Raw genomic sequence first — 23,084 nt, 5'->3', positions numbered from 1 at the left:
TTCAACCTGGTGATGATGGCCAAGCGGTTGACAGAATAGCTTTATAATCAAAAAAGACAGCATACATTTAAATAAAGGAGCGTGTTTCATGAAACATTCAATCCAGTGTTTAGACGTTAATAAAAGTTTTGAAGGAGATGGGGTAACAACTACTGCCTTGAAAGGAATTAATATGTCGTTCCAAGCTGGAGAATTTATATCCATTGTCGGTCCTTCGGGTTCCGGGAAATCCACTTTATTAAGCCTGCTAGGCGCATTAGACTTGCCGACGGATGGAACCATCCGGTTTGGAAATAAAGACCTTCAAAAATTGAAGACAAAAGAACTCGCTGATTTTCGCTTTCAGCATATCGGATTTATTTTCCAGCAGTATCACCTCCTGCCCACTTTGACATCGATTGAGAATGTATTGGCACCCTTGATTGCCAGAAAGGTTTCGTATGACAAAAAGAATCGGGCGGCTGGATTATTGGAGGAGGTTGGGCTTGCAGATAAGCTAAACGCTTTGCCATCGCAGCTTTCCGGGGGACAACAGCAAAGGGTAGCTGTAGCACGTGCATTGATTCATGAACCCGATTGGCTCCTGGCTGATGAACCGACTGGAAACCTAGATAGTGAAACGGGGGAAATTATCTTTAATTTATTGTCCCGCCTTAATAAAGAGAAAAGCTGTGGTGTGGTGTTTGTAACGCATGAAGAGGAATTGGCAACCAGAGCAGAACGGATGATTGAAATGAAAGATGGATTGGTCGTTCAGGATACGAGGAGTCAGGCCCTTGCTTAAATTTATATGGAATTCGTGGTGGCGGAATAAACAGCGATTCATATTATTAATTATTGGTGCTTTAATTGTCAGTGTAGGTTTAAGCTATTTAGTAGGGATTACCCAGGCTAGTAAAGGAACCATCGTCGATGAGCTCCAAAAAAGATGGAAATCCTCCTATGATATTGTTGTCCGGCCACCTGGGACAAGAAGTGTCACGGAAGAAGAACAATTGTTAGAGCCTAATTACCTGAGCGGCCTTTCCGGCGGAATTTCCATGGAACAGTACAAACAAATCCAGTCGATGGAAGCTATTGAGGTGGCTGCCCCGATTTCCATGATGGGTTATGTCGATTATGAAACAACGTTGAAGCAAACGGATTATCGGGAGCCGGGGATTTACCGGCTGCATATGAAGAATGCCACAACCAATGGGGTGCATACATACCAGAATGAAAATGATCTATACTTCACGATAGGCGATTGGAAGCCTGCAGAAGGCACCCGACCAGATTACGGAATTAACAGGTACGAAGGGGGGATTGTCAAAAATGAAAATATCCTTATAGCCGGAATTGATCCCCTGGCCGAAGCTGATTTAGTCGGACTAGATCAGGCGTTGGTGGATGCTGCAGACACTAGTGACCGTTTTTTTCAAAACCAGTCAACAGTAAAGGTCATGAACTTAGGGGACGGATTGCAGGATACTAAGATTCCTGTGTTGATCAGCAGTCAGGCTTTTGTAGAAGAATCCTCCCAATATACGGTAGAAAAACTTGATCTGCCCTTCGAATCAAATGTTCAACAAGAGACAATGGAAAGGGTCAAACAAAAAGGCGGCATAGACTATCTGGAAAAGCAGCCTGCAAAGTTGATCGATAAATTCACCTTTTCGACTGTTGAAGCGCACGAAAAGACTCTCGATCTCATCAGAAATAGCAGTTCAGCTGGAGAAGCGGGACTAGACTCCTTTAACTGGATGGCCTTAAAGCCTTCTCCGGTGAATTATCGGGAAGTGACAAGTCCCTTTGGGGAACGCTGGCCGTATGCCTACCAAGTAGAGCCTTATTCCGTTCCGGAGGACAGCATGTTAGCACAACGACATGCCTATCGTCCGATATCAATGTTTTCTGAGACAAGTGATGGATGGCCGCGTCTTCAGCTTGATTTTCAAGGTATATTTGATCCTGGCAAGCTCTCCATATCAAAAGATCCGCTCAATGAGCTCCCGATGGAAACCTATTTTCCTTCACGGGCAGATTATGTGGTGGATGCAGAGGAAAACCCGGTAAATCCGCCTGTAACAATGAAGCCTTTGAACAACCCTTATGGATTTTTGACAAAGCCTCCATTAATGTTGACGACTATAGAGGCTGCAGCAGAGGTGCTCGGCGAAAAACCGATTTCTGCTATCCGTGTCAAAGTTCGGGGTGTCGATACGATGTCGCAATCTAGTGAGCAAGTACTAAAGCAAGTCGCCAGCGAAATAGAAAAGAAAACGGACTTGGTCACCGATATTACCTTAGGTTCCTCTCCACAACCAGCCATCACCCATATTCCGGCGTCTGGCGATCAAGCTTCGATCGGTTGGGTGGAACAGCCGTGGATTAAACTTGGTTCCTCCATTTCAATTTTTAAAGAATCCAAGATAGGACTATCCGGAGTTATTGCTATCGTAATCGCTGTGGCGGTTGTGTATGTTTTTTCTTCGAATCTAATGATGATGATGGCAAGAAAGAAAGAATTTGCGGTACTGCTTGCGCTTGGATGGCGGCCGAAGCAGCTTGCCGCCTTGCTTTATGTAGAAGCAATCATTGTTGGAAGTTTTGTATCGGTCACTAGCTGGCTAATTCTAGGACTGATTTATCTGACAAATGATGTTGCTACTTCGCTGTGGCGCTTTCTGCTGATTGCAGTGTTCGGATTGGCAATTTACTTATTGGGGGCACTGATTCCAAGTTTAGTCATTCAGCGTATCTCCCCCTATGAAACGATGAAATCCGGAGAAATGTCTGCTAACACTCATCGATTCGGTGTTTCTTCTACTTTTGGAATGGCGATAAATCAGTTGTTGAGCCGTTGGAAACGGAGTCTATTATCGATCCTATCTATTGCTCTTCCTACTAGTATGCTGATGTTCTTTTTATTCATCACCTTCCGCTTACACGGCATGTTATATACAACCTGGCTCGGTGAGTATGTAGCCATGGAGGTCAGTACCTTGCATTACATTGCTATGGGGACAGCCATAATAATTGCGGTTTTAACTACGGCAGAAATCATGTGGCAGAATGTAGCGGAGCGGCAAGCAGAATTCGCTGTACTAAAAGCGATGGGCTGGCAAAACCGGACTGCCCGCAGGCTTGTGCTTTGGGAAGGGGCTTTGTGCGGATTGGCTGCAGGTATTGTCGGTATCGCAATAGCAGTAGCCGTCATTATTGCTGTCTATCATCACCTCCCGCTTGAGGAAATGCCTTTTTTACTGGGAACAATGATTATTCCTATGGCCACTGGACTGATCGGAGCACTGCTGCCCGCAACAAAAGCTGTATATATCCAGCCGAACCAGGGTCTGCGGGGTGGAATTGATAACTCCGAAAAAACAGAGCGGTTATTCAGACGAGTATTCATCATAGGTGGTACTGGTTTAGCCTTGGGAGTAGCCGTGCTAGTAGTTTTTACATTGCCAAATCTCGAACAATCTTCCGTTTCTTCGGAAAGTACCTCTGGAATCGAAGTGCAAGGTACAAAAGGAAATATACAAGTCAGTGACAGCAAGGAAAAGGATGGAGAAAATGCAGCCGATCATTTAGAGGACAGGAGTAATGAAGAGGAAAAGAATAACTATCAGTCATATATGGAGTCAGCTAAAGTAATACCTATCAATACCACCGTGTTTAACTATGCCGATAAAAAGATGAAAGTAGAGCTTCTAGAACCACATGTAGGTTTACAGCCTAGTGAAGAGAAGAAAAAATTAATCACCATCAGAGTAATCTATGATAAAAAAGATACTGGACGTGTTGTCTACAAACCAAACTTTTTTGTTATCGTCAGCTCCACAGGTGAGGTCTACGAACCTTTTGAATACAAAGATGTAAGTGATGTGCAATGGAATGGGTTTGAAATAAAAGACAAGATGAAGATTGTTTCAGAAATCACTTACGAAGTTCCTGAACAAGCCGGTAAGTTAGCGTTGCATATGAATGGGGATTGGACGCCGCGCAGGATTATGGTGGAAATCAATTGATAACAATGAAAAAGATATAGATGCTTCTTGCATATCTATATCTTTACATTTTTAGTAATATGGATAATAAGGAAATGATGGGTAGTATCCCTGTTGTCCGTACGGCATATGCGGCCGGCTGCTTTGTTGGCAGTTTTTAGATGGGCCGATATAGGTCGACGGCTGGATAGGGGCGATCGTTTTCTCCCATTGGCGCTGGTCCAGACAATACGTATGAGCCATTACATTTGCCGGCGTGAACTTCAGCAAGTCAGATCCCAAAATCACTTCAGGGGTCGGTGCGTCAAAAATGGCTAGCAGGTGGGTATGATCGACCGTAGCCATCTCATAATGCCACCATCCCTGTGGCACGTTGGCTACTTGCCCTGGAGTAATCGGAAAGTTAAGTATTTCCTTGGTATAAGGGTTCATAATTGAAACAGTCGCGGCTCCTGAAATACAATAGACGAGTTCTGCGGCATTTTGATGATAATGCGGCTCGACTACATTGCTGGTACTAAGGAAAATATCAAGCAGGGAGGTATTTTCCAATGTGTTCAACTGGTTAATGCCAAGCACATTAATGAAATTTTGATTATCTTTTTTGAACAAGTTACTTTTATTTACATCGAACGTAAACTGGGCGGATGGAGATGTATAATCCACAGTAGAAGCCATCGTACTTTTTCACCTCTATTAATATTTGAATTCTCAACGTATGTTATGCGATTGGTGAAAATAGGTGAATAACCATATACAACTGGAGGGATTTGATGCGCGGGAAACCTGTAGTGATTGCTATTGCAGCGATATCGGGCGGTGGTAAGACGACAACCACAAAAATGTTAAGCAGACAGTTAACAAATGCCCATGCATTATATTTTGATGACTATGCGTTTGAAGAACAGCCTGAAAACCTTGCAGAATGGGTCAAGGAAGGTTCAGATTACAATGCATGGGAGTTATCCCCTTTAGTTAATGATGTAAAAAAGCTGTTAGAGGTGCCATACACATATAAATATATATTGTTGGATTACCCATTTGCCTATCAAAACAGTGGCATGAAGGACTTGATTGATTTAGCAATCTTTATTGATACACCTTTAGACATTGCAATGGCAAGGCGGATTTTGAGAGGTAAATCCAAACAAACTTCCGAGGATATAGAAAATGACTTGAGCTATTATCTGTCGCATGGAAGAGCGGCTTTCATACAAATGGCCTGCTCCATCAAACCAGATTCAGACATCGTAATCGATGGGTCTATGCCCAGAGGGTTAATTGTCGAGCAAATAGTGAAAGAATTAAAAGATAGAAAACTGTATAAGAAAGGACCACCCAAATAAAATGGATGGTCCTAATAATTTCTCCATTCAATGAACGAGTTTGTTTGCGTAGAGTACCTCTAATACTAGTAGCTACTTGCACTGCATCACGATAAGACGATTTTTTATCAGTTTAGTTCATTGATTTGTTTCGTCAGTTCTTTAAACTTGTTGTCTAGTTCTGCGTACGTTTTATCGGTTGGCGTCATAAAGCTGAGTTTTCCTAGAACCTCCTGTCTTTCTGTCTCCAGCGTTAAACGCAACTCTTGCTGGTCATCTGTTTTTCGTGCTTGATCCATTTGCTTTTGAATCTTCTGATTAGCAATAACGAAATTATCATTCGTCGTTTTTTCAAGAAAGTATCGATCATGCGAAACGACGATTAGTGTACCGTTATACTGGGCTAAAGTGTCTTCCAGCTGCTCGCGGGAAGGTAAGTCAAGATGGTTTGTCGGCTCATCTAAGATAAGCACATCTTTTTCTTCTAATATATAGGCCATCAACTTGCACTTTACACGTTCACCCATACTCATAGCGCGAATCGGCTCTGTCCATTGGGACGCGGTGAATCCTAAATGCTTCATTAAATTTTGAACTTTCCCTCTCGCTTCAAACGTTTCTTTATAAAATAGCTGCTCAGGGGTTTGCTCGAGTGGTAAATCAAATACTTCCTGCGTTAAATAGCCAATATCGGCTGTAGGTGATATCCACACATCACCATCTGCCGTTTCCTGACCAAGAATGATTTTCAACAAGGTTGTTTTACCACTGCCATTTGGACCTGTTATCGAAACCTTTTCCCCATGCTGGATTGTGAAATTGCTGTGTTCAAATAGTATTCGTCCGGCATACGACTTGGTTAAATGCTTCACTTGCAAGAACCGTTTTCCCACCTTGTTATTCGCTTTCATGGAAAAATTGACATCATATTCAGGCTCGGGCTGTTCCACTCTTGTCTTTTCCAGCTCTTTTTCCAGCCGCTTTTGCTTTGACTTTACTTGCGAATCCATTCGCTTTGCTTTTAAGCGATAATATTCTTTCTTACCTTCTTTTTTCGTCGATTCCGCATGGGCTTTTTTCGACCAGGAGGTAAGCTCATTCATCTGTCCTTCTATTCGTTGCACCATCTTTTTCTGCTTTTCATATTGGCGTTGCTGGGTATACCTGCGCTGTTTCCGAACCTCCATATAGTTAGAGTAATTCCCTACGTGTTCAATCAGCGTGTTTCCTTCAATCGACCATATTTTTGTTACTGCTTCATCAAGAAAATGTCGATCGTGAGATACCAGAATAACAGTCCCTTTAAAACTCCTGATTTGTTCCATCAACAGTTCAGTGCTTTGTGTATCGAGGTGATTGGTAGGCTCATCAAGCAGTAGTAGCTGTGCATCCTGTGCAAACCCTGTTGCCAGCCGTGCTTTCAATTTCTCACCGCCGCTAAAATGGGAGAAATCATGGTCAGGCACTTGCCATTTCTTGCGTAATTTTCCTTCAACGGAGGACATATTCTCAACTGTGTGTGAGTCGGTCTCCTGTTCAACGATCCCCGTTTTTACGTATGGCTGCATCCATTGGATATGCCCTTTTGTTGGAGCCAAATCCTTATTGATTAACTGGAGCAGAGTCGTTTTTCCTGCTCCATTTTTGCCAATGATACCGATTACTTCGCCTTGCTGGACACTGGCATTTACATTGTCAAAAATTTTCACGTTGGATACTTCATAGCTGAGATTATTTAATTTCAATACTTCCTGCATAACATCAATCCCTTTCTGAAAAGGGAGGATTTATACATCCGCTATGCGCCTATTGGCGTCGGGATAAGACGCCGTATAATTATAGCTAATAAAAAAATCCTCCCAATTGATTTGGAAGGATTAGTCATACCGTTGCAAATATCAAATAAGCTATGTCAATCTATAGCTTTTTAATTTTGGTTATTGAAGTGGGCAGACTAATCCTATTTCGTGTGATTTGAAATATGCTATTTCAAACGTTGGAAAATAAGATTAGTTACGCATTGTCCACCCATCATTCCTTTCTGATATTAGTTAAAATGAGTATACCACAAATGAAATTGAAAAGGCAAAGCCCATTTATCAGCATGTTTATTAGGATTCATCAATCTAAGTTTCTCCACGGATTATACTCTACTATCCTTCAAGCATCTTTAGATAAGGAATTTCTTTATCATTTACAATGGCAATGTAGATTTGTGTATCCGTTTCATATATTTTTGTTCCAATGGGGAGTATGTTAGAAGTTCCGTTACCAAAGTCTTCTGCTTTATCGGTTTGTTTTGTGATTTCTCCAACTTCTTCACCTATTGTATAGTCTAATTCTTTAACCCAATCAACGTGTTCTACATTTGAATAGACAATGCCACTCAAAAGAAAAATATCTGCATTTCCATCTTCAAGAAAATCCTCTGGTGTAGGATTACCTATTACTTCTGATTGTGTATTTTCTTGAGAATTTCCACATCCAGCCAAACCTACAAGTAAAACAACTAAAAACAAGAGAAAAGTTCCTTTATTAAATAAAGAGTTATTCATTTTGTATCCCCCTTTTCACAATGTTATTCATTCCAATAACTTACAATAATTTTAACGGAAAATTGCGACTATACAAATACACTTTAAAAACAACAATCTTGAGAAAACAGCCAAAAGAAAAAGCCACCAGAAAAGAAAAAGAAAGGGGTGCGTGCTTTTTGTCTGGCTAATAAGCGATTTAACGGAAAGGTTTATTGTTATGAGCATCAGAAGGGTTCGTAGTTTTGGTATAAGTTTTTATTCGGGTATCGGGCCAGGTTGTGGAGTAACTCCCTGTGGCTCTTATTTATAAATCAAATTGAATTATGAGTTATCCAATGGATGAGCCCCGTAATAACGTGTTTTTTGAAGAAAAGATTTATCCTTGACAGGTGATGCTATTCTGCGCTACTATATACCAGTATTAAGTATTACCTAATACCAGCAATACAGAGTACTGAATAAATACAATGGAATACAAATGGGTGATAAATTTGGAAAATAACACAGAAATGCTCAAAGGGGTACTTGAGGGTTGTGTACTTGAGATCATTAGTCGTGGTGAAACTTACGGCTATGAAATCACACAGCAGCTGCGAGAACTTGGATTCACTGATGTGGTTGAAGGCACAGTTTATACGATTACCATACGCCTTGAGAAAAACAATCTGGTGGACATCGAGAAAAAGCGATCCACTGTGGGACCGCCGAGAAAATTTTACACACTCAACGCAGCAGGTCAAAAGCAGCTTGAATTTTTTTGGCGAAAATGGGAATTCATCTCAAGCAAAATGAACGAACTCAAAACGAAAGAAATCAAAAGGAGAAGGTAAAATGAGTTTTATTGAAAAAATTATCGGAAGTCTGGATGACAAGCGGGAATGGAAGGCGATGGAGGCGCGTGCGAAGGCACTTCCAACTGAGTACCATAACGCTTACAAGGCTATCCAAAAATATATGTGGACCGCTGGTGGCCTTACCGACTGGAAGGACATGAGCCGTATTTTTGGCGGCATTCTCGACCTTTTTGAGGAAGGTGCAGCGGCAGGTAAGAAAGTCACTGACCTTACGGGGGAGGACGTGGCCTCTTTCTGCGAAGAACTAGTGAAGGACGCGAAGACATGGAAGGACAAACATCGCGAGAAGTTGAACGATACGATTGGCCGTGATTAATGGCGAAATTATAGTGGATTTTCGCCTCGTATCTCTACAGGGCTAACGCCGAAACTTATTGGCCAAGTATTATGAGGATTCGAATTAGCGTATCATAAAGCCATTGAAAGAAGTAAATTCAATAGATTATTCCGACTGAATAGCTGGCTGCAAATGAGAATTGCCATCTCAACTATTCAGTTCAATTTTAATCTGGTAGTAAGTAATACAGAATATCAGTCAGACTAAGTAGATAGATATAGACAATTTAGATGCACAAGACGATTGACCGGATCATGACTACGCTTTGTTTGCAGGCAAACAACTCGCACACTAATTAATCAAAGCACCTAATTTCCAGGTCTAGCAAGCGACCTTGCTGCGCCTATTATAAGGAGGAAAAAGTATGACAAATACAGCTATTTCTGTAAAAGGGTTAAAAAAATCCTTTAAAGACAAGGAAGTTTTAAAGGAGGTGGATTTTGAGGTGCAGCGTGGTGAAATTTTCGCACTGCTGGGTTCAAACGGAGCAGGCAAGACCACGGCGGTCAACATCCTCTCGACGCTGATGAAGCCAGATAGTGGGGAAGTAAGTATTTGCGGCTTTGACGTTCAACGGCAACCGGAAGATGTTCGCCAAAGCATCAGCCTGACAGGACAATTTGCAGCGTTAGACGGCATGCAAACCGGACGGGAAAATCTGATGATGATTGCCAAGTTGCGGGGAGTTTCCAATCCCGTTCAAGTCACTGACAATCTGCTTGTAAGATTTAACCTGACTGATGCGGCCAACCGCCGTGCTGACAAGTATTCTGGCGGGATGAAGCGCAGGCTTGACATCGCTATGAGCCTGATCGGAACTCCAGCAGTCATTTTTCTCGACGAACCCACCACTGGGCTTGACCCTGAAGCACGGATTGAAGTCTGGGATACCATTAATGAGCTTTCCGAGGGCGGAACGACCATATTGCTAACGACCCAGTACCTGGAGGAAGCCGAACAACTTGCAGATCGTATTGCCATCCTGCATGGCGGAAGGATCATCACAACTGGCACCCTTACCGATCTCAAGGAGATGTTCCCGCCAACGAAAGTAGAATACATCGAGAAGCAGCCCACTTTGGAGGAAATTTTCCTCGCGCTCATCGGCAAAGGAGGAGAAGTAAATGAAAAGTAATACAGGTGTGTTACTAGGGCGTTTAATGCGTAATATCCTGCGCAGCCCGGATACGATAATAACGGTGGCGATTACGCCGATTATGCTGATGTTGCTGTTTGTCTACGTATTTGGCGGCGCTATTGAAACAGGCACGGACAATTACGTCAATTATTTATTACCGGGAATTCTACTGATCACTATCGCATCCGGCGTTGCATACACTTCCTTGCGGCTATTTACGGATGTAAAGAGCGGACTGATGGCGCGCTTCAATACCATGCCCATCAAGCGCTCGTCGGTATTGTGGGCTCACGTGTTGACTTCGTTTGTTTCCAATGCGCTAACCGTCGTGGTGGTAATCCTCGTCGCACTCGTGATGGGGTTCCGATCTAACGCTGATATTCTGGATTGGCTCACGGTAGTTGGGATACTCGGGCTGTTTACGTTAGCGCTGACATGGCTGGCGGTCATTCCCGGACTGACAGCAGGGTCTATGGAAGGGGCGACAGCATACTCGTATCCGCTGATTTTCCTGCCGTTTATCAGTTCGGCCTTTGTCCCCACCGAAACCATGCCTAAAATTGTGCGTGCGTTCGCTGAGAACCAGCCCGTGACTTCAATCGTGGATTCGGTTCGGGCCCTCTTGTATGAAGGGACTGTCGGCAATGGTATCTGGATCGCGCTCGCCTGGTGTGTGGGGATCATGGTCATCGCTTACTTGATCGCGAGTAAAGCATTTAAACGCCAGTTAGGATAAGAATACCAGAGAGTGTGGAATTTGTTTAAAGCTAAACATAAAGACTTGTCCGTATTAATAAAGAGGAATTTACTTTGGCAAGCGCTAAAAGAATTTACTGGAAACGACGTAGCAGCTTGCTGACAGCTTAGTAACTTAAAGGAGGATACTAAATGAACTTTTTAGAAAAAATAACCGGCAGCGATATGACTAAAGAAATGAAAGGATTTGAAGCGCGAGCTAAAGTCTTGCCAGTTGAATATCAAACTGCTTGGAAAGAAATTATAAGTAATCTCTGGATTTACGGCGATTTCACTGGTCGTAATCTGATGCCGATTCTTGAAAGTGCACTTGAACTTCTTGAAGTTACATCAGCAGACGGCCAGAGCGTCGAAGAAGTACTAGGAGATGATATTAAAGGCTTCTGCGCAGCGCTTGTTGGTGAAGAAGGCGCAAAAACTTATAGAGATAAATGGCGTGACCAACTCAACAAGAACGTAGCAAGAAAAATAGGAGGACTGAAATGAGTATCAAAAAAATCATCGAAGGCAAAAAAGAATGGAGAGCCCATGTTTCGCGTGTCAAATCACTTCCACAAGATTACCAAATTGTCTATAAAGAGATCCAAAAATATCTCTTCAAAGTCGGTCCTGTTGAGCTAAACGAAGGTACCGGACTGCTCTCGGAAATTCTCAGCTTCTTTGAAGAAGGCTCAGCTGCTGGGAAAGGTGTGCTTGAAGTCACAGGAACAGACGTTGCTGCTTTCTGCGATGCGCTGATTGGAAATTCAAAAACTTACGCTGATCTCTATCAAGAATCGGTCAATAAAAAAGTCAATCAGACTATGGAAAAATAGAAGGAATGTAGAACTTAATGGCAAATTTCTAACGAACTTTTCTCTAGGTACTGCATTAACCAAAACCATGCAAATGATTTTAGCTTCTTTGGAGAAAGATATAGGATAGAACTAAGACAAAACAATCGAGGAGATATCATGACACATAAAAACATCGGATGGAACTTTGACAACAGCTATGCACGTTTGCCTGAACGTTTTTTTGAAATCGCACAGCCCACAGAAGTATCCTCTCCAAAAACAGTTTTATACAATCAGCAGGTTGCAGAGGATTTGGGATTGGTTGTGAAAACACTGCGAACTGAAGAAGGTACCGCAATTTTTGCAGGAAACAAAATCCCGGAAGGGGCGCACCCGATTGCCCAGGCATACGCTGGGCACCAATTCGGGAATTTCACTATGCTCGGGGATGGCCGGGCGGTATTATTGGGTGAGCAAGTCACTCCAGACGGTACAAGAAAGGATATTCAGCTCAAAGGATCTGGTCGCACACCTTTTTCCCGTGGTGGTGATGGGCGTGCCACACTTGGTCCGATGCTTCGTGAGTACATTATAAGCGAAGCCATACATGCACTCGGGATTCCGACCAATCGCAGCCTGGCTGTAGTCACCACAGGAGAATCGGTCATGCGTGAAACCGAGCTTCCCGGTGCGGTGCTTACCCGTGTGGCAGGCAGTCATTTGCGGATTGGAACCTTTGAATATGCGGCCCGCTGGGGAAGCGAAGAAGAGCTTCGCGATTTGGCGGATTATGCTATCGACCGGCACTACCCAGGCATCGAAGACAATCACGACCGTTATCTGACCTTTTTCCGGGAAGTCGTCAAACGGCAGGCGGAATTGATTGCCCACTGGCAGCTTGTCGGCTTTATTCATGGCGTGATGAATACCGATAATATGACCATCAGCGGTGAAACAATCGATTATGGTCCATGTGCGTTTATGGATGAGTACGATCCGGCGACCGTATTCAGTTCGATTGATGTGCAAGGCCGATATGCGTATCAAAACCAGCCGGGAATCGGCCAATGGAATCTGGCGCGCTTTGCGGAGGCACTATTACCGCTGCTTCATGAAAAGCAAGAGCACGCGATCGAGCAGGCAAAAGAGATCCTTGGCGAGTACAAGGATTTCTATGATGCTTCTTGGCTTGCGGGAATGAGGAAAAAGCTAGGGCTCCACAATCAAGAGAAGCAAGACGAAGCTTTAATACAGGACCTACTCGAGATGATGAATGAACACAATGCCGACTTTACCAATACCTTCCGCGCTTTAACATTAGACAAGCTGGAAAAGACGACGATGTATGGTACGGATGCCTTTGCTGTATGGTATGAACGGTGGCAAACAAGGCTTTCCAGGCAGGAAGAATCAAAGGATACAGCTATTCAATTGATGAAGCAATCAAATCCAAACGTAATTCCGCGTAACCATCGCGTCGAGGAAGCACTGGAAGCTGCGGTTCAAAAAGAGGATTTCAGCGCTACAGAGCAGCTGATTAATGTACTTTCTGATCCGTATGCTTATACAGCCGAACAGGAGCCTTATACCGAATTGCCAGAGCCCTCTGACCGCCCTTATCAGACGTATTGCGGAACATGAATATAGAAATAAAGGCTGTCCCCCCCTGTCAGTATAAAGGGATGGGCAGTTTTTTTGTGCATTTTTGAGAACCCCCGTATCTTTTCAGCTGCACTTTTCGTTTATAATAAATGAAAGACTAAATTTAAGGAGTGATTGGCAATGCGGCCGCTTGTTAAAAAAACTCCAGCCGAGACGAAGGAAACCTTCACAACTGCTATTGAGCCTTATCTGATGGATTTGCGTAACTATTGCATTTCCCTGACCAGATCGAAATGGGACGGAGAAGATCTCATGCAGGAAACGCTGGCGAAAGCTTACAAAAGCCACTTGAAAGCAACAAAACCGATTACGAAGGCATACCTGTATCGAATTGCTTCTAACACTTGGATTGATCAATACCGCAAGCGAAAACCGGATGAAGATTACAACAAGGAGCTGTTCAGATTGCCGGCGGAAAAAACAGCGGATTCTGACCTGACTTGGGAAGCAATCGAAACGGCATTGCGTCAGTTATCCCCCAAACAGCGGGTGTCCCTGCTTTTGACAGAAGGCTTTGGCTATACGGCTTGGGAGACAGCGGAATTGATCGGGACGAGTGAAGGGGCGGTCAAGGCGGCACTTCACCGGGGCAGAGCAGCGTTAAAACGCAAAAGAAGATGGAAAGACACCGATGATAGTGACGAGAATACAGCCACTGGATATGTGCTTGCAATGCGACATGCAAATCCACACAAAGTCGTCGAACTTTTTAAAAAGGAAACACAGGAACCGACGATGTCCTTGTGTTTTTCCGGCTTGCCAGCTGCTTCGATGTCGGTCCACCCGGTTTCAGGGGCAAATGCTGCCTATGTACTTGTCACGCTATTTTTCGCTGATGGCAAGATGTTTACCGTTCCGTTTTATCGGCAGGAATGGCAGTCTGTGTTGGCCATCATGACAGGCGGGGTTTCCTTCGCGGCATAACGAAAGGGGTTATGAGAAATGTCCAATGTTATACCTTATGTGGTCGAACAGACAAATCGCGGAGAACGGTCCTATGATATTTATTCGCGGTTATTAAAGGATCGTATTATTTTTCTTGGATCTGAGGTAACAGATGAGGTTGCTAACAGTGTCGTGGCACAGTTATTGTTCCTTGCTGCCGAAGATCCGGAAAAGGATATTTCGTTGTACATTAACAGTCCAGGCGGATCGATTACTGCCGGGTTTGCGATTTATGACACGATGCAATTCATGTCCAAACCATTTGCACCGGATTAGCAGCTTCCTTTGGAGCCATGCTATTAGTTGCAGGAACGAAAGGAAGAAGGCTGGCTTTGCCAAACAGCGAAGTGCTGATCCACCAACCGCTCGGCGGAGCGAAAGGGCAGGCGAGTGATTTAGAAATCAGTGCCCGCCGTATTTTAGAAATGCGGAAACGTATCAACAAAATTCTCTCTGAGCGGACGGGACAGCCGATTGAAAAAATCGCCAAAGATTCTGACCGGGACTATTTTATGAATGCTGAAGAAGCGAAACAATATGGAATGATCGACAAAATAGTCAACTCAGAGGATTTGATGTAGTAGGTTCATCCAATTTTAATAAAAAAGATCAATCCACGATTGGGTTGATCTTTTTTTTGGAGTACATATAATTATTTTTTTCCGTTTAATAGGGAGGGAATGGATAGAGCAAAAAAAGATTCAGAAGCAGTTATCTTTTTTTTAAATCGCTCTGTTAAAGGGAAGTGTGAATATTTGAATAAATCGAACGAACGTTCCACAATGATATCATCAAACAACGGGTTGGTGAACAGAGTATATCTCACTTGGTTTTAATTGTTAGAGAGCATTCATCATCAGCGAAGTGAACGATATGATAATAAAAGGCAATCTCATTCCATATTGGAAACAAGATTTAAATCGTTTTGGCCTTTTGGCATACTTTGGTTAATTTCTTAATATACCTAAATATTCCTTCCAAGGTCCAACATCTGTTCTGTAGCGCTCAGCCATTACACGTACGATTTGAGAGATATGGGTTAAATCGTGAACAACCCATGTGGATAGCAGTTCTCTTAGCGTGACCTCGCCGAATGCAGGGTGGGTTCCTTTCCGTTCTAAGAGGACTTCCTGGTCAACTAAAGTTCTCAACTTGGATATGTTCTCGGCTCTAATCTGCTTAAATTCGAGCAGCTTTTGCTGCATTGCCCTATCAGTTCCTTTAGTTAGATGCGCATACCTATCGAAGGGAGGAAAAGGGTTACTTTCCCCTTCATTTAAGAACGTTTCCAGCCTTGGTATCCAATTATTTTTCTCGCCTTCAATAAGGTGCTCGATCACTTCGGAGGCATTCCATGTACCCTCTCCTTCATTGGAGTGCAGCCATGTTTCAGATAAACCAGATAAAAAATGCATTAATGTATCGGGAGTACGCTCTAAAATCTGGATAGCTTCTTCCATGACAAAATTCATTTAACTGCTCCTTTCTGTAATAACTACCGAGAAACTATTCTGGATCCTCCCTTTTGACACAGAAGCATCCGCCGGCATGGCTTCCAATAAAACGCTATCAATCTAACATGATCATAACACATCTCTCTCCAATATTTGCTGAGCATTTAGAAAAATGCGGAAGTCGATAGAGGTCGATAAAAAAGGTTTTTGCCGTTAAATCACGAAATAAACGATAGTTACCTTTTAAAAGGAGGATACGGAAATGAGTTTAGGTGATGAGTATTTAAAAGTTGTACAGGATAGTTTTTATAGTACGAAAGAGCTTGGAGAAAAAGCAATAAGTCAGTTGACTGAAGACGATATTCACTGGGTTTTTAATGAAGCTTCAAATAGCGTTGCTGTTATCGTAAAACATTTAAGTGGAAATATGTTATCTCGATGGTCCGATTTTTTGACTTCTGATGGTGAAAAAACGTCCAGAAACAGGGATGATGAATTTGAGGATGATATATCGTCAAAGCAAGCATTATTGTCAATTTGGGAAAAGGGTTGGAATACGCTTTTTAACACGTTAAAAGACTTGGGAGATCAGGATTTATTAAAGGTTATCTATATACGGCGAGAAGCTCATACAGTACTTGAAGCGATAGAAAGGCAGCAGGCACATTATGCCAGCCATATTGGACAAATCGTTTTTATCGGTAAGCAACTGAAGGGTGAGCATTGGAAAAGCCTAAGTATTCCTAAAGGAAAGTCAGAAGAATATTTACAGCAAAAGCTGAATAGAGATCAGCAAAAATAAGTGCCGGTTATACTTTTCCTTAAGCATGGAAAAAGCTATAGCTTGGACCAATAGCTTTGATAAAAAGGCGTACACCATGGCGGTAAATGAGCTTTACAAGAGGGATAGAGTTTCATAACTCTTTCCTTTTTTCTTTGTTGTTCAGCGAACAGACTAGATTGATAAAGGATATCTTCTGTTTTTAGCGAATAAGCATTATAAACAAACTTATCAAGAAAGCAGGAGTGCAAAATAACAGGAACAAGGAGGTATGGATATGAAGATCAATAGAATAGACCATGTAGGTGTAATCGTCGATGATCTCTCTGCTGCTAAAGAGTTTTTTCTCAATTTTGGCCTTGAAATGCTAGGGGAAGGAGAAGTGGAAGGTAAATGGGTAGAACGAATAATTGGGCTTAATGATGTTAGCGAGACGGTTGTAATGTTTGGGATGCCGGACGGCCAGGCAACTTTGGAGCTGGTCAAATTCCATAAGCCGTCAGATGAAAAAGGTATTCAGCAATCTTTTGCAAATACCTTGGGTATCCGACATATTGCGTTTGCTGTTGAAGATATTGAATCCATTGTTGCCAAGTTGAAAAAGAAAGGAACCGAACTCTTTGGTGAGATACAAAACTATGAAAATACTTATAAGTTATGCTACGTACGCGGGCCGGAAGGGATTATTTTAGAGCTGGCGGAAAAAATCAGATAAATTGGGGTATTGAATTGATATCGTTCCCCAACTTGGAATACAAACATGTTCTGCCAGTGAAAAATAACTTTGTTACATGGAACATCGGCAGAATGAACAGGGGGGCGAGGGATGATATGGATCGTCAATCATTAATTAAAAAGTTTGATAAACAGGCAAAAAAATACAATAAACGGCGAAAATACGATCAGGCTTATAAGTTTCGCCAACGAATTTTTCAAGAAGCTAAAGGAAAGGTTTTGGAAGTTGCTATTGGTTCTGGACTTAATTTTCCCTTCTATAATAGAGATATTGAATTGACAGGATTGGATTTTAGTCAAGAAATGTTGAAATCAGCACAACATGCAGCAAAAGACTATCCTTTTAAAACGACACTTATACAAAAGGATGTTGAAACGGTTGAATTTAATGAAAATAGTTTTGATACCATCATATCTTCTGCCAGCTTATGTGCTTATCAAGAACCTGTCAATGTTCTAAATAGCTTTCAAAAGTGGTGCAAGCCAGAAGGAAAAATACTGATGATGGAGCACGGCGTTAGTACAAACAAATCGTTGGCATGGCTGCAAAAATCCTTGGATCCTTTAGCTCTAAAGGTTGTAGGGTGCCACCAGAACAGAAATATTTCTTCAATTGTAAAAGAGTCAAAATTAAAACCTATAAGGGAGGAGCGTTACTTGGCTGGTTATTTGTATTTGATATGGGCGAAACCTTAAATGGACTGAATAGTTGGCCGACCTCCCACTTTATTACAGTCAATAAAACTTTAATTAACTTAGGCTTCCGCCATAGGATCTGACGGTGGAATAATAATAAAAATGCTTTTGATTGCGTTAGTAAACGAATGAAAACGCAAAAAAAAGAAGAGTTTTTCGCCCCTTTTCTAGTACACTTATTGCTGTGAAGGGGTGAGATTATGAACAATAAATCTATTGGATTATTTCAAGGAATTGCATTATACATTGCTGCTATCCTTGGTTCGGGTGTCCTTTTTTTATCAGGGGTAACAGCTTCCATGGCGGGACCCGCATCTATTGTATCTTGGCTTATTGTTGTGATCATAAGCTTTCCGCTTGCCTATTCTTTTTCTTGTTTGGCAAGAAAATACCCTGATGCTGGTGGAGCAGCAACCTTTGTTAGAAGTTCTTTTGGATATCATCTTGGCAATATCGTTGGGTGGTTTTACTTTGTAACCGCAGCAGTCGGTCAAACCATTGTATCTTTAACCGGTGCTTACTATGTCAGTCAGGCATTTGGACTTTCAGGTTTCAAAACAACTGTAATTGCAATCTCTATTTTGGGAATTGCGGGTGCTTCCAATTATTACGGCGTAAATGTTAGTGGTAAACTTGCTTTAATTTTAAGTTCTTTATTACTAATACTTTTAGTGGTCGCAGTATTGGTGTCACTTCCAAGAATACAATGGGCGAATTTTACTCCTTTTGTTCCGAATGGATGGTTTTCTGTGGGGAGTGCTATAACGGTTATCTTTTGGTCTTTTTTCGGTTGGGAGGCAATTTGTAATCTAGCTGAGCAATTTAAAAGACCAGAAAAGGATATTGTCAAAGGAGCAGTTGTTAGTGCAATCGTCATTGGATTATTATTTTTAGCGTTAAGCCTTGTCACAATTGGAACAGCAACGTATGGCAGTCAAGAAAGCAATCTTTCTCCTATTGGTGTCATAATGGGGGATACGGTAGGCTTAGGGGCTAAAGTCTTTACAGCTATTTTAGCCTTGATTATTTGTACAGGCACCTCAAATGCTTTTGTAGCTAGCCTGACGCAATTAGGATATTCATTAGGCAGAGATGGAGCTTTTCCAAAGTTTTTGTCAAGACACCATGTAACTACTCAAATTCCAAGACGGATGGTATTATTTGTTATCTGTTTTTCGATGGCAGGTGTGTTAGTGACGAAGTCTTTATCACTGACATTTGATAATATTTTATTTATACCGACCTCTCTTGGGATTCTAGTTTACGTTCTTTCAATGGCTGCGGGTGTAAAATTATTTAGGAAGAACACGTTAGCATGGTGGGCATCGTTAACCTCTTTCGTTTTATGTTTATTGGTTCTTCCATTTTTTCAATTGTATATATTTGTACCAATGAGTGTCGTGGTTTTATATACGATTTATATGATTTTTAGCAAGAAAACTTTCTCCTACAAGGGAGGTTTCAAATCTAATGAAGAATCCCATTAACCATTCAAAGGAAACTATGTGGCAAGCGACCATATCATGTGATTCAGCATATGATGGGATGTTTTTTTACGCGGTCCGTACCACAGGAATATTCTGCCGTCCTTCTTGCAAGTCTAAGGTTCCTAATTGCGAAAATGTTTCCTTTTTTCCAAATGCGACGGAAGCCCATGATGCAGGATATCGACCATGCAAGAGATGCCGGCCAGATTTAAATATAAAAACATATGACCCATTAGAAAGCCTTGTGGAAGACACTAAGCGATTGATAAAAAATAATTATGTTCAAAACATGCCTTTACATGAACTAGCGTCAAGGGTTGGGGTTAGTCGTTTTCACTTAAATCGGATCTTCAAAGAAAGAACAGGATATACACCACGAATATATTTAGAAATGATAAGAGTGAACGAAGCGAAGGAACTTCTTTTAACCACGAATCTTAATAGTACAGAAGTTGGTTTTCAAACAGGCTATCAAAGCGTCTCTAGCTTTTATAATGCATTTAAACGAAATACAGGACTTTCACCGAGTCAATTCCGCTCTTGCCATAATCGAAGTCTCTTCAACCAAGAACCAGACTGAATCATTCAAAAACCTTGTAGACTATTAAAAATTGGTTTTCACCTAACGAAAGTGATGGTGCGACATAGCGAACGGTAAAGCAATCAATTCGAACTCCCAAAAGTTCCTCATCGAATGATATAGTAATAATACATAGTAGTTTCACAGGAGGAACCGATGAATCAATATACGTACTGGTTATGCTTGGCGCTGTTAATGGGAACATGGGGCTTTGGATTGAATAATCAAACGCAAGGGCTGACAGAGGTTACTTTCATACAATGGCTGGGAAGCGCACTATTTTTTTCTGTGTATTTTCTGCTGCCGCTGTTTAAGAGATGGTTGCTAGTCCAGTCACTCATGCTTAGCAGTGCCTCACTGATTGTAATGGGTGTATTTTGGCCGATGCAGCCGGAAGGTGCAAATTATTTTACTTTGCTGTTGTTTGCCTATTTGGCCGGTGAAATGGTGTATCGATTACCAGTTGCTTACGCATATTCGGTAGGCGGTGCCATTCTTTCCGGCCTGCTTCTGCCTGCTTTCTTAGGAAGCGGCCGCTATTTCCCTATTTCTTTTTTATTGTTATACATAAGCATATTGGGACTTGCACTTTGGAAGTTTCATCATTATTTTCACCAATCGATAGAAGTTTCTGCTCGATACAATGCATTATTACATGAATACCGGGGGATGAAACGAAACTCCATCTTAGCCGAAAAACTGGCCAGGCAGCAAGAACGGACTTTGGTTGGAAGGGAAATTCATGATAGTGTAGGCCACAAGCTGACAAATCTACTAATGCAGCTGGAAGTAACTCGTATGAAGGCAGATGAGCCGGAAAAACAACGAATAGGAGTTCTCAAAGATTTGGCCAAAGAGAGTCTGGAAGAGACGCGCAGAGCTGTCAAAGCATTAAAACAGGAAGAAATAGGCGGGATACCTGCGATTATTAGTCTGATTCGTAAGCTGGAAGCAGAAAATTTTATCCGTATTCATTTTTCGGTGAAAAACCGGGCATTTTCTGTACAGCTTTTACCAGAACAGACAGTAGCGGTTTATCGAGCAGTCCAAGAAGCGCTCACTAATGTCATGCGCCATAGTCCGGCCCGGGAAGCATCGGTAATATTCGAATCACCGGGAGAGAGTATTTTTCGATTCGAAGTTTCTAACCCGATAAAAAAAGATTATACATATTCAGAAGGCTTTGGATTGAATTCGATGAGGGAACGGGTAGATCAGGCAGGAGGAAGCTTGGACATTTTAGTATATAAGCGTTTATTTATTGTACGTGGAACCTTTCCGCTGCATCGAAAGGATGGGGGTATCAATGGTTCGGATATTGTTGGCTGAAGATCAGGCGCTGGTAGCGCAAGGCTTAAAAATGATGATAGAAACGGATGAAGAACTTCAAGTAACAGGGGAAGCGAAAAATGGAAAAGCAGCCATTGACTTATGCGAAACCCAACAGTTTGATATGGCTGTATTGGATATCCGAATGCCAGAGATGGATGGGCTCGAAGCAGCAAGAATTATTCGGAACCGCTGGCCGGCCATAAAGATTTTGATGCTGACTACCTTTAACGATGATGAATATGCACTACAGGCACTTAGGATTGGGGCACATGGATATATGCTAAAAGATGCTGATGCTGAAACACTGATCCATTCGGTGAAAAGCTGTTTGGCTGGAGGAATTCAACTGCAAGGGGAGGTGGCAGCAAAAGTGATGCCACGCCTGTTAAACGCTGCCAAACCTGAACCGCAAATGAAACATTTTCTTACCCCGCGGGAACTTGACATTTTGAAGCGAATCGGCGAAGGCAGGAGCAATAAGGAAATTTCCGGGGAGCTGGCGCTGTCTGTTGGGACCGTCAAGAATCATATCAGCCAGCTGCTAGATAAGCTGGAGCTGCGAGACCGTACCCAGTTAGCGATATATGCGATCCGCAATCACTTCGTTTAAAGCTTTTGGATAATTAAATGACTAAGGTCACGGTTTTCGTGCTTTTTAATGACGGGAGACAGTATTCGTACTGTCTCCTTTTACTTATAATGATGGAAAGTGGTATCGGCAAGCTTTAAATAGGAGCCGAGAAAAGGGAGGATCATAGCGTGCTGGAAACGACAAACTTAAATAAAGCTTTTAAAAAGAATAAAGCAGTAATCGATGTGAACTTGTACTTGGACAAAGGAGAGTCTGTCGGATTGCTCGGCCCGAACGGCGCAGGAAAATCGACGACAATATCGATGATTTCCTCACTTGTTAAACCTACATCAGGCGATGTGACATGGCATGGAAAAAGTATTGTAAAAGACCCAAACGCCATTCGCTTGCATTTAGGAGTTGTCCCTCAGGAAATCGCTTTATACAAAGAGCTGAGCGCCTCGGAAAATTTGAAATTCTTTGGGAAAATCTACGGACTGAAGGGAAAAGCGCTGCAAGACCAAATCGATAAGGTTCTCGGAATAGTTGGATTAGCTGAACGGAAGGATGAGCTTGTCAAGCATTATTCCGGCGGCATGCAGCGTCGGATTAATATCGCAGTGGCATTGCTGCACGAACCGGAATTTATCATTATGGATGAACCAACGGTCGGGATTGATCCCCAGTCCCGCAATTATATTTTAGAAATGGTTCAAAAATTGAACAAGGAAAAGGGAATGACCGTTTTGTATACGAGTCATTACATGGAAGAGGTTGAACGGCTTTGTGACAGGATTTACATTATGGACCATGGAAAAATTATCGCTGCAGGAACGAAACAGGAGCTTACCAGCATCTTGTCGAGTGAGGAAACAATTTTTGTTGAGCTTGACCGCTCATACCCTGAACTAGTAACTGAACTGAGAGAGATTGATGGAGTATTACGAGTAGTCGAAACAGACAAAGGCATAAAGCTGATTACTCCGAAAAACAGCAGACTGCTGGGGAATATCTTTCAGGCAGCTGAACGTCAGCAAGCGCAATTGATTAGCGTAAATGTTCAAGTACCGACATTGGAAGATGTTTTCCTGCATTTAACCGGACGCAAATTGAGAGATTAGGAGGT

23 protein-coding genes and 1 pseudogene are annotated in these 23,084 nt (G+C 42.3%); 20 read left to right on the top strand and 4 right to left on the bottom strand.

Annotated features, from left to right (window positions below; genetic code table 11):
* Window positions 1-88: 88 nt before the first annotated feature.
* Both BLR93_RS03965 and BLR93_RS03960 read left to right on the top strand, forming a co-directional pair.
* On the top strand, window positions 89-784 hold the full coding sequence (locus BLR93_RS03965) for an ABC transporter ATP-binding protein (protein WP_093211421.1): 696 nt from the start codon (window positions 89-91) through the stop codon (window positions 782-784).
* Complete coding sequence (locus tag BLR93_RS03960) at window positions 777-4,013, top strand: ABC transporter permease (RefSeq protein WP_175559229.1); 3,237 nt, start codon at window positions 777-779, stop codon at window positions 4,011-4,013. Before BLR93_RS03965 ends, BLR93_RS03960 begins: the two co-directional genes overlap by 8 nt.
* A 51-nt stretch (window positions 4,014-4,064) precedes the next feature.
* Here BLR93_RS03960 and BLR93_RS03955 read toward each other — a convergent pair whose 3' ends face one another.
* On the bottom strand, window positions 4,065-4,670 hold the full coding sequence (locus BLR93_RS03955; RefSeq protein ID WP_093211418.1) for a cupin domain-containing protein: 606 nt from the start codon (window positions 4,668-4,670) through the stop codon (window positions 4,065-4,067).
* Between the two features lie 95 nt (window positions 4,671-4,765).
* On the opposite strand from BLR93_RS03955, the gene BLR93_RS03950 reads away from it, so the two are divergent.
* A complete protein-coding gene (locus BLR93_RS03950; protein WP_093211417.1) occupies window positions 4,766-5,338 on the top strand; it encodes a nucleoside/nucleotide kinase family protein in 573 nt (190 codons plus the stop codon).
* A gap of 107 nt (window positions 5,339-5,445) precedes the next feature.
* On the opposite strand, the gene abc-f is transcribed toward BLR93_RS03950, so the two are convergent.
* Together abc-f and BLR93_RS03940 are read right to left on the bottom strand one after the other, a co-directional pair.
* Complete coding sequence (abc-f, locus tag BLR93_RS03945) at window positions 5,446-7,074, bottom strand: ribosomal protection-like ABC-F family protein (RefSeq protein WP_093211415.1); 1,629 nt, start codon at window positions 7,072-7,074, stop codon at window positions 5,446-5,448.
* A 396-nt stretch (window positions 7,075-7,470) separates the two neighbouring features.
* Window positions 7,471-7,872, bottom strand: a complete 402-nt coding sequence (locus BLR93_RS03940) for a hypothetical protein (protein WP_245690051.1) — start codon at window positions 7,870-7,872, stop codon at window positions 7,471-7,473.
* A gap of 473 nt (window positions 7,873-8,345) precedes the next feature.
* Here BLR93_RS03940 and BLR93_RS03935 point away from each other — a divergent pair, with 473 nt between their 5' ends.
* The 9 genes and pseudogenes from BLR93_RS03935 (at window position 8,346) to clpP (ending at window position 14,903) form a co-directional block, all read left to right on the top strand.
* Complete coding sequence (locus tag BLR93_RS03935; RefSeq protein ID WP_093211413.1) at window positions 8,346-8,684, top strand: PadR family transcriptional regulator; 339 nt, start codon at window positions 8,346-8,348, stop codon at window positions 8,682-8,684.
* A gap of 1 nt (window position 8,685) precedes the next feature.
* Window positions 8,686-9,024: a DUF1048 domain-containing protein gene (locus tag BLR93_RS03930; protein ID WP_093211411.1), complete on the top strand. Its 339-nt coding sequence runs from the start codon at window positions 8,686-8,688 to the stop codon at window positions 9,022-9,024.
* Window positions 9,025-9,409: 385 nt separating this feature from the next.
* Window positions 9,410-10,180, top strand: coding sequence for an ABC transporter ATP-binding protein (locus BLR93_RS03925; RefSeq protein ID WP_093211409.1), 771 nt, complete (start codon window positions 9,410-9,412; stop codon window positions 10,178-10,180).
* Entirely contained in the window at window positions 10,170-10,919 is a 750-nt protein-coding gene (locus BLR93_RS03920; protein ID WP_093211407.1) for an ABC transporter permease, read from the top strand. Before BLR93_RS03925 ends, BLR93_RS03920 begins: the two co-directional genes overlap by 11 nt.
* A 152-nt stretch (window positions 10,920-11,071) precedes the next feature.
* A complete protein-coding gene (locus BLR93_RS03915) occupies window positions 11,072-11,425 on the top strand; it encodes a DUF1048 domain-containing protein (protein WP_093211405.1) in 354 nt (117 codons plus the stop codon).
* A complete protein-coding gene (locus BLR93_RS03910; protein WP_093211403.1) occupies window positions 11,422-11,754 on the top strand; it encodes a DUF1048 domain-containing protein in 333 nt (110 codons plus the stop codon). Before BLR93_RS03915 ends, BLR93_RS03910 begins: the two co-directional genes overlap by 4 nt.
* 138 nt (window positions 11,755-11,892) lie before the next feature.
* Window positions 11,893-13,356: a protein adenylyltransferase SelO gene (locus BLR93_RS03905; RefSeq protein WP_093211401.1), complete on the top strand. Its 1,464-nt coding sequence runs from the start codon at window positions 11,893-11,895 to the stop codon at window positions 13,354-13,356.
* A gap of 141 nt (window positions 13,357-13,497) precedes the next feature.
* A complete protein-coding gene (locus BLR93_RS03900) occupies window positions 13,498-14,301 on the top strand; it encodes an RNA polymerase sigma factor (RefSeq protein ID WP_093211399.1) in 804 nt (267 codons plus the stop codon).
* An 18-nt stretch (window positions 14,302-14,319) separates the two neighbouring features.
* A pseudogene (gene clpP / locus BLR93_RS03895) lies at window positions 14,320-14,903 on the top strand (ATP-dependent Clp endopeptidase proteolytic subunit ClpP).
* A gap of 366 nt (window positions 14,904-15,269) precedes the next feature.
* On the opposite strand, the gene BLR93_RS03890 reads toward clpP, so the two are convergent.
* Window positions 15,270-15,794 carry a DinB family protein gene (locus BLR93_RS03890; RefSeq protein WP_093211397.1) on the bottom strand — a complete coding sequence of 175 codons (525 nt, stop codon included), beginning with the start codon at window positions 15,792-15,794 and terminating at the stop codon, window positions 15,270-15,272.
* A gap of 244 nt (window positions 15,795-16,038) precedes the next feature.
* On the opposite strand from BLR93_RS03890, the gene BLR93_RS03885 reads away from it, so the two are divergent.
* The 8 genes from BLR93_RS03885 to BLR93_RS03850 all read left to right on the top strand — a co-directional run bounded on the left by BLR93_RS03885 (window position 16,039) and on the right by BLR93_RS03850 (window position 23,079).
* Window positions 16,039-16,578: a DUF1572 family protein gene (locus BLR93_RS03885; RefSeq protein WP_093211395.1), complete on the top strand. Its 540-nt coding sequence runs from the start codon at window positions 16,039-16,041 to the stop codon at window positions 16,576-16,578.
* Between the two features lie 256 nt (window positions 16,579-16,834).
* The gene (locus BLR93_RS03880; protein WP_093211393.1) at window positions 16,835-17,272 is read left to right on the top strand and encodes a VOC family protein; all 438 of its coding nucleotides are present in this window, start codon (window positions 16,835-16,837) and stop codon (window positions 17,270-17,272) included.
* A gap of 116 nt (window positions 17,273-17,388) precedes the next feature.
* Window positions 17,389-17,988: a class I SAM-dependent methyltransferase gene (locus BLR93_RS03875; RefSeq protein ID WP_093211391.1), complete on the top strand. Its 600-nt coding sequence runs from the start codon at window positions 17,389-17,391 to the stop codon at window positions 17,986-17,988.
* Window positions 17,989-18,188: 200 nt separating this feature from the next.
* On the top strand, window positions 18,189-19,475 hold the full coding sequence (locus BLR93_RS03870) for an APC family permease (protein WP_093211389.1): 1,287 nt from the start codon (window positions 18,189-18,191) through the stop codon (window positions 19,473-19,475).
* On the top strand, window positions 19,459-20,055 hold the full coding sequence (locus tag BLR93_RS03865) for a bifunctional transcriptional activator/DNA repair enzyme AdaA (RefSeq protein ID WP_093211387.1): 597 nt from the start codon (window positions 19,459-19,461) through the stop codon (window positions 20,053-20,055). The genes BLR93_RS03870 and BLR93_RS03865 overlap by 17 nt, the downstream gene beginning before the upstream one ends.
* Window positions 20,056-20,211: 156 nt before the next feature.
* Window positions 20,212-21,384 carry a sensor histidine kinase gene (locus tag BLR93_RS03860; RefSeq protein WP_093211385.1) on the top strand — a complete coding sequence of 391 codons (1,173 nt, stop codon included), beginning with the start codon at window positions 20,212-20,214 and terminating at the stop codon, window positions 21,382-21,384.
* Complete coding sequence (locus BLR93_RS03855; protein WP_093211383.1) at window positions 21,362-21,997, top strand: response regulator transcription factor; 636 nt, start codon at window positions 21,362-21,364, stop codon at window positions 21,995-21,997. The genes BLR93_RS03860 and BLR93_RS03855 overlap by 23 nt, the downstream gene beginning before the upstream one ends.
* A gap of 149 nt (window positions 21,998-22,146) precedes the next feature.
* Entirely contained in the window at window positions 22,147-23,079 is a 933-nt protein-coding gene (locus BLR93_RS03850) for an ABC transporter ATP-binding protein (protein WP_093211381.1), read from the top strand.
* Window positions 23,080-23,084: the final 5 nt, after the last annotated feature.

The sequence above is a fragment of the Sediminibacillus albus genome, assembly GCF_900101125.1.
Classification (GTDB): Bacteria; Bacillota; Bacilli; order Bacillales; family Amphibacillaceae; genus Sediminibacillus; species Sediminibacillus albus.
This window is presented reverse-complemented; position numbering and strand designations above follow the sequence as displayed.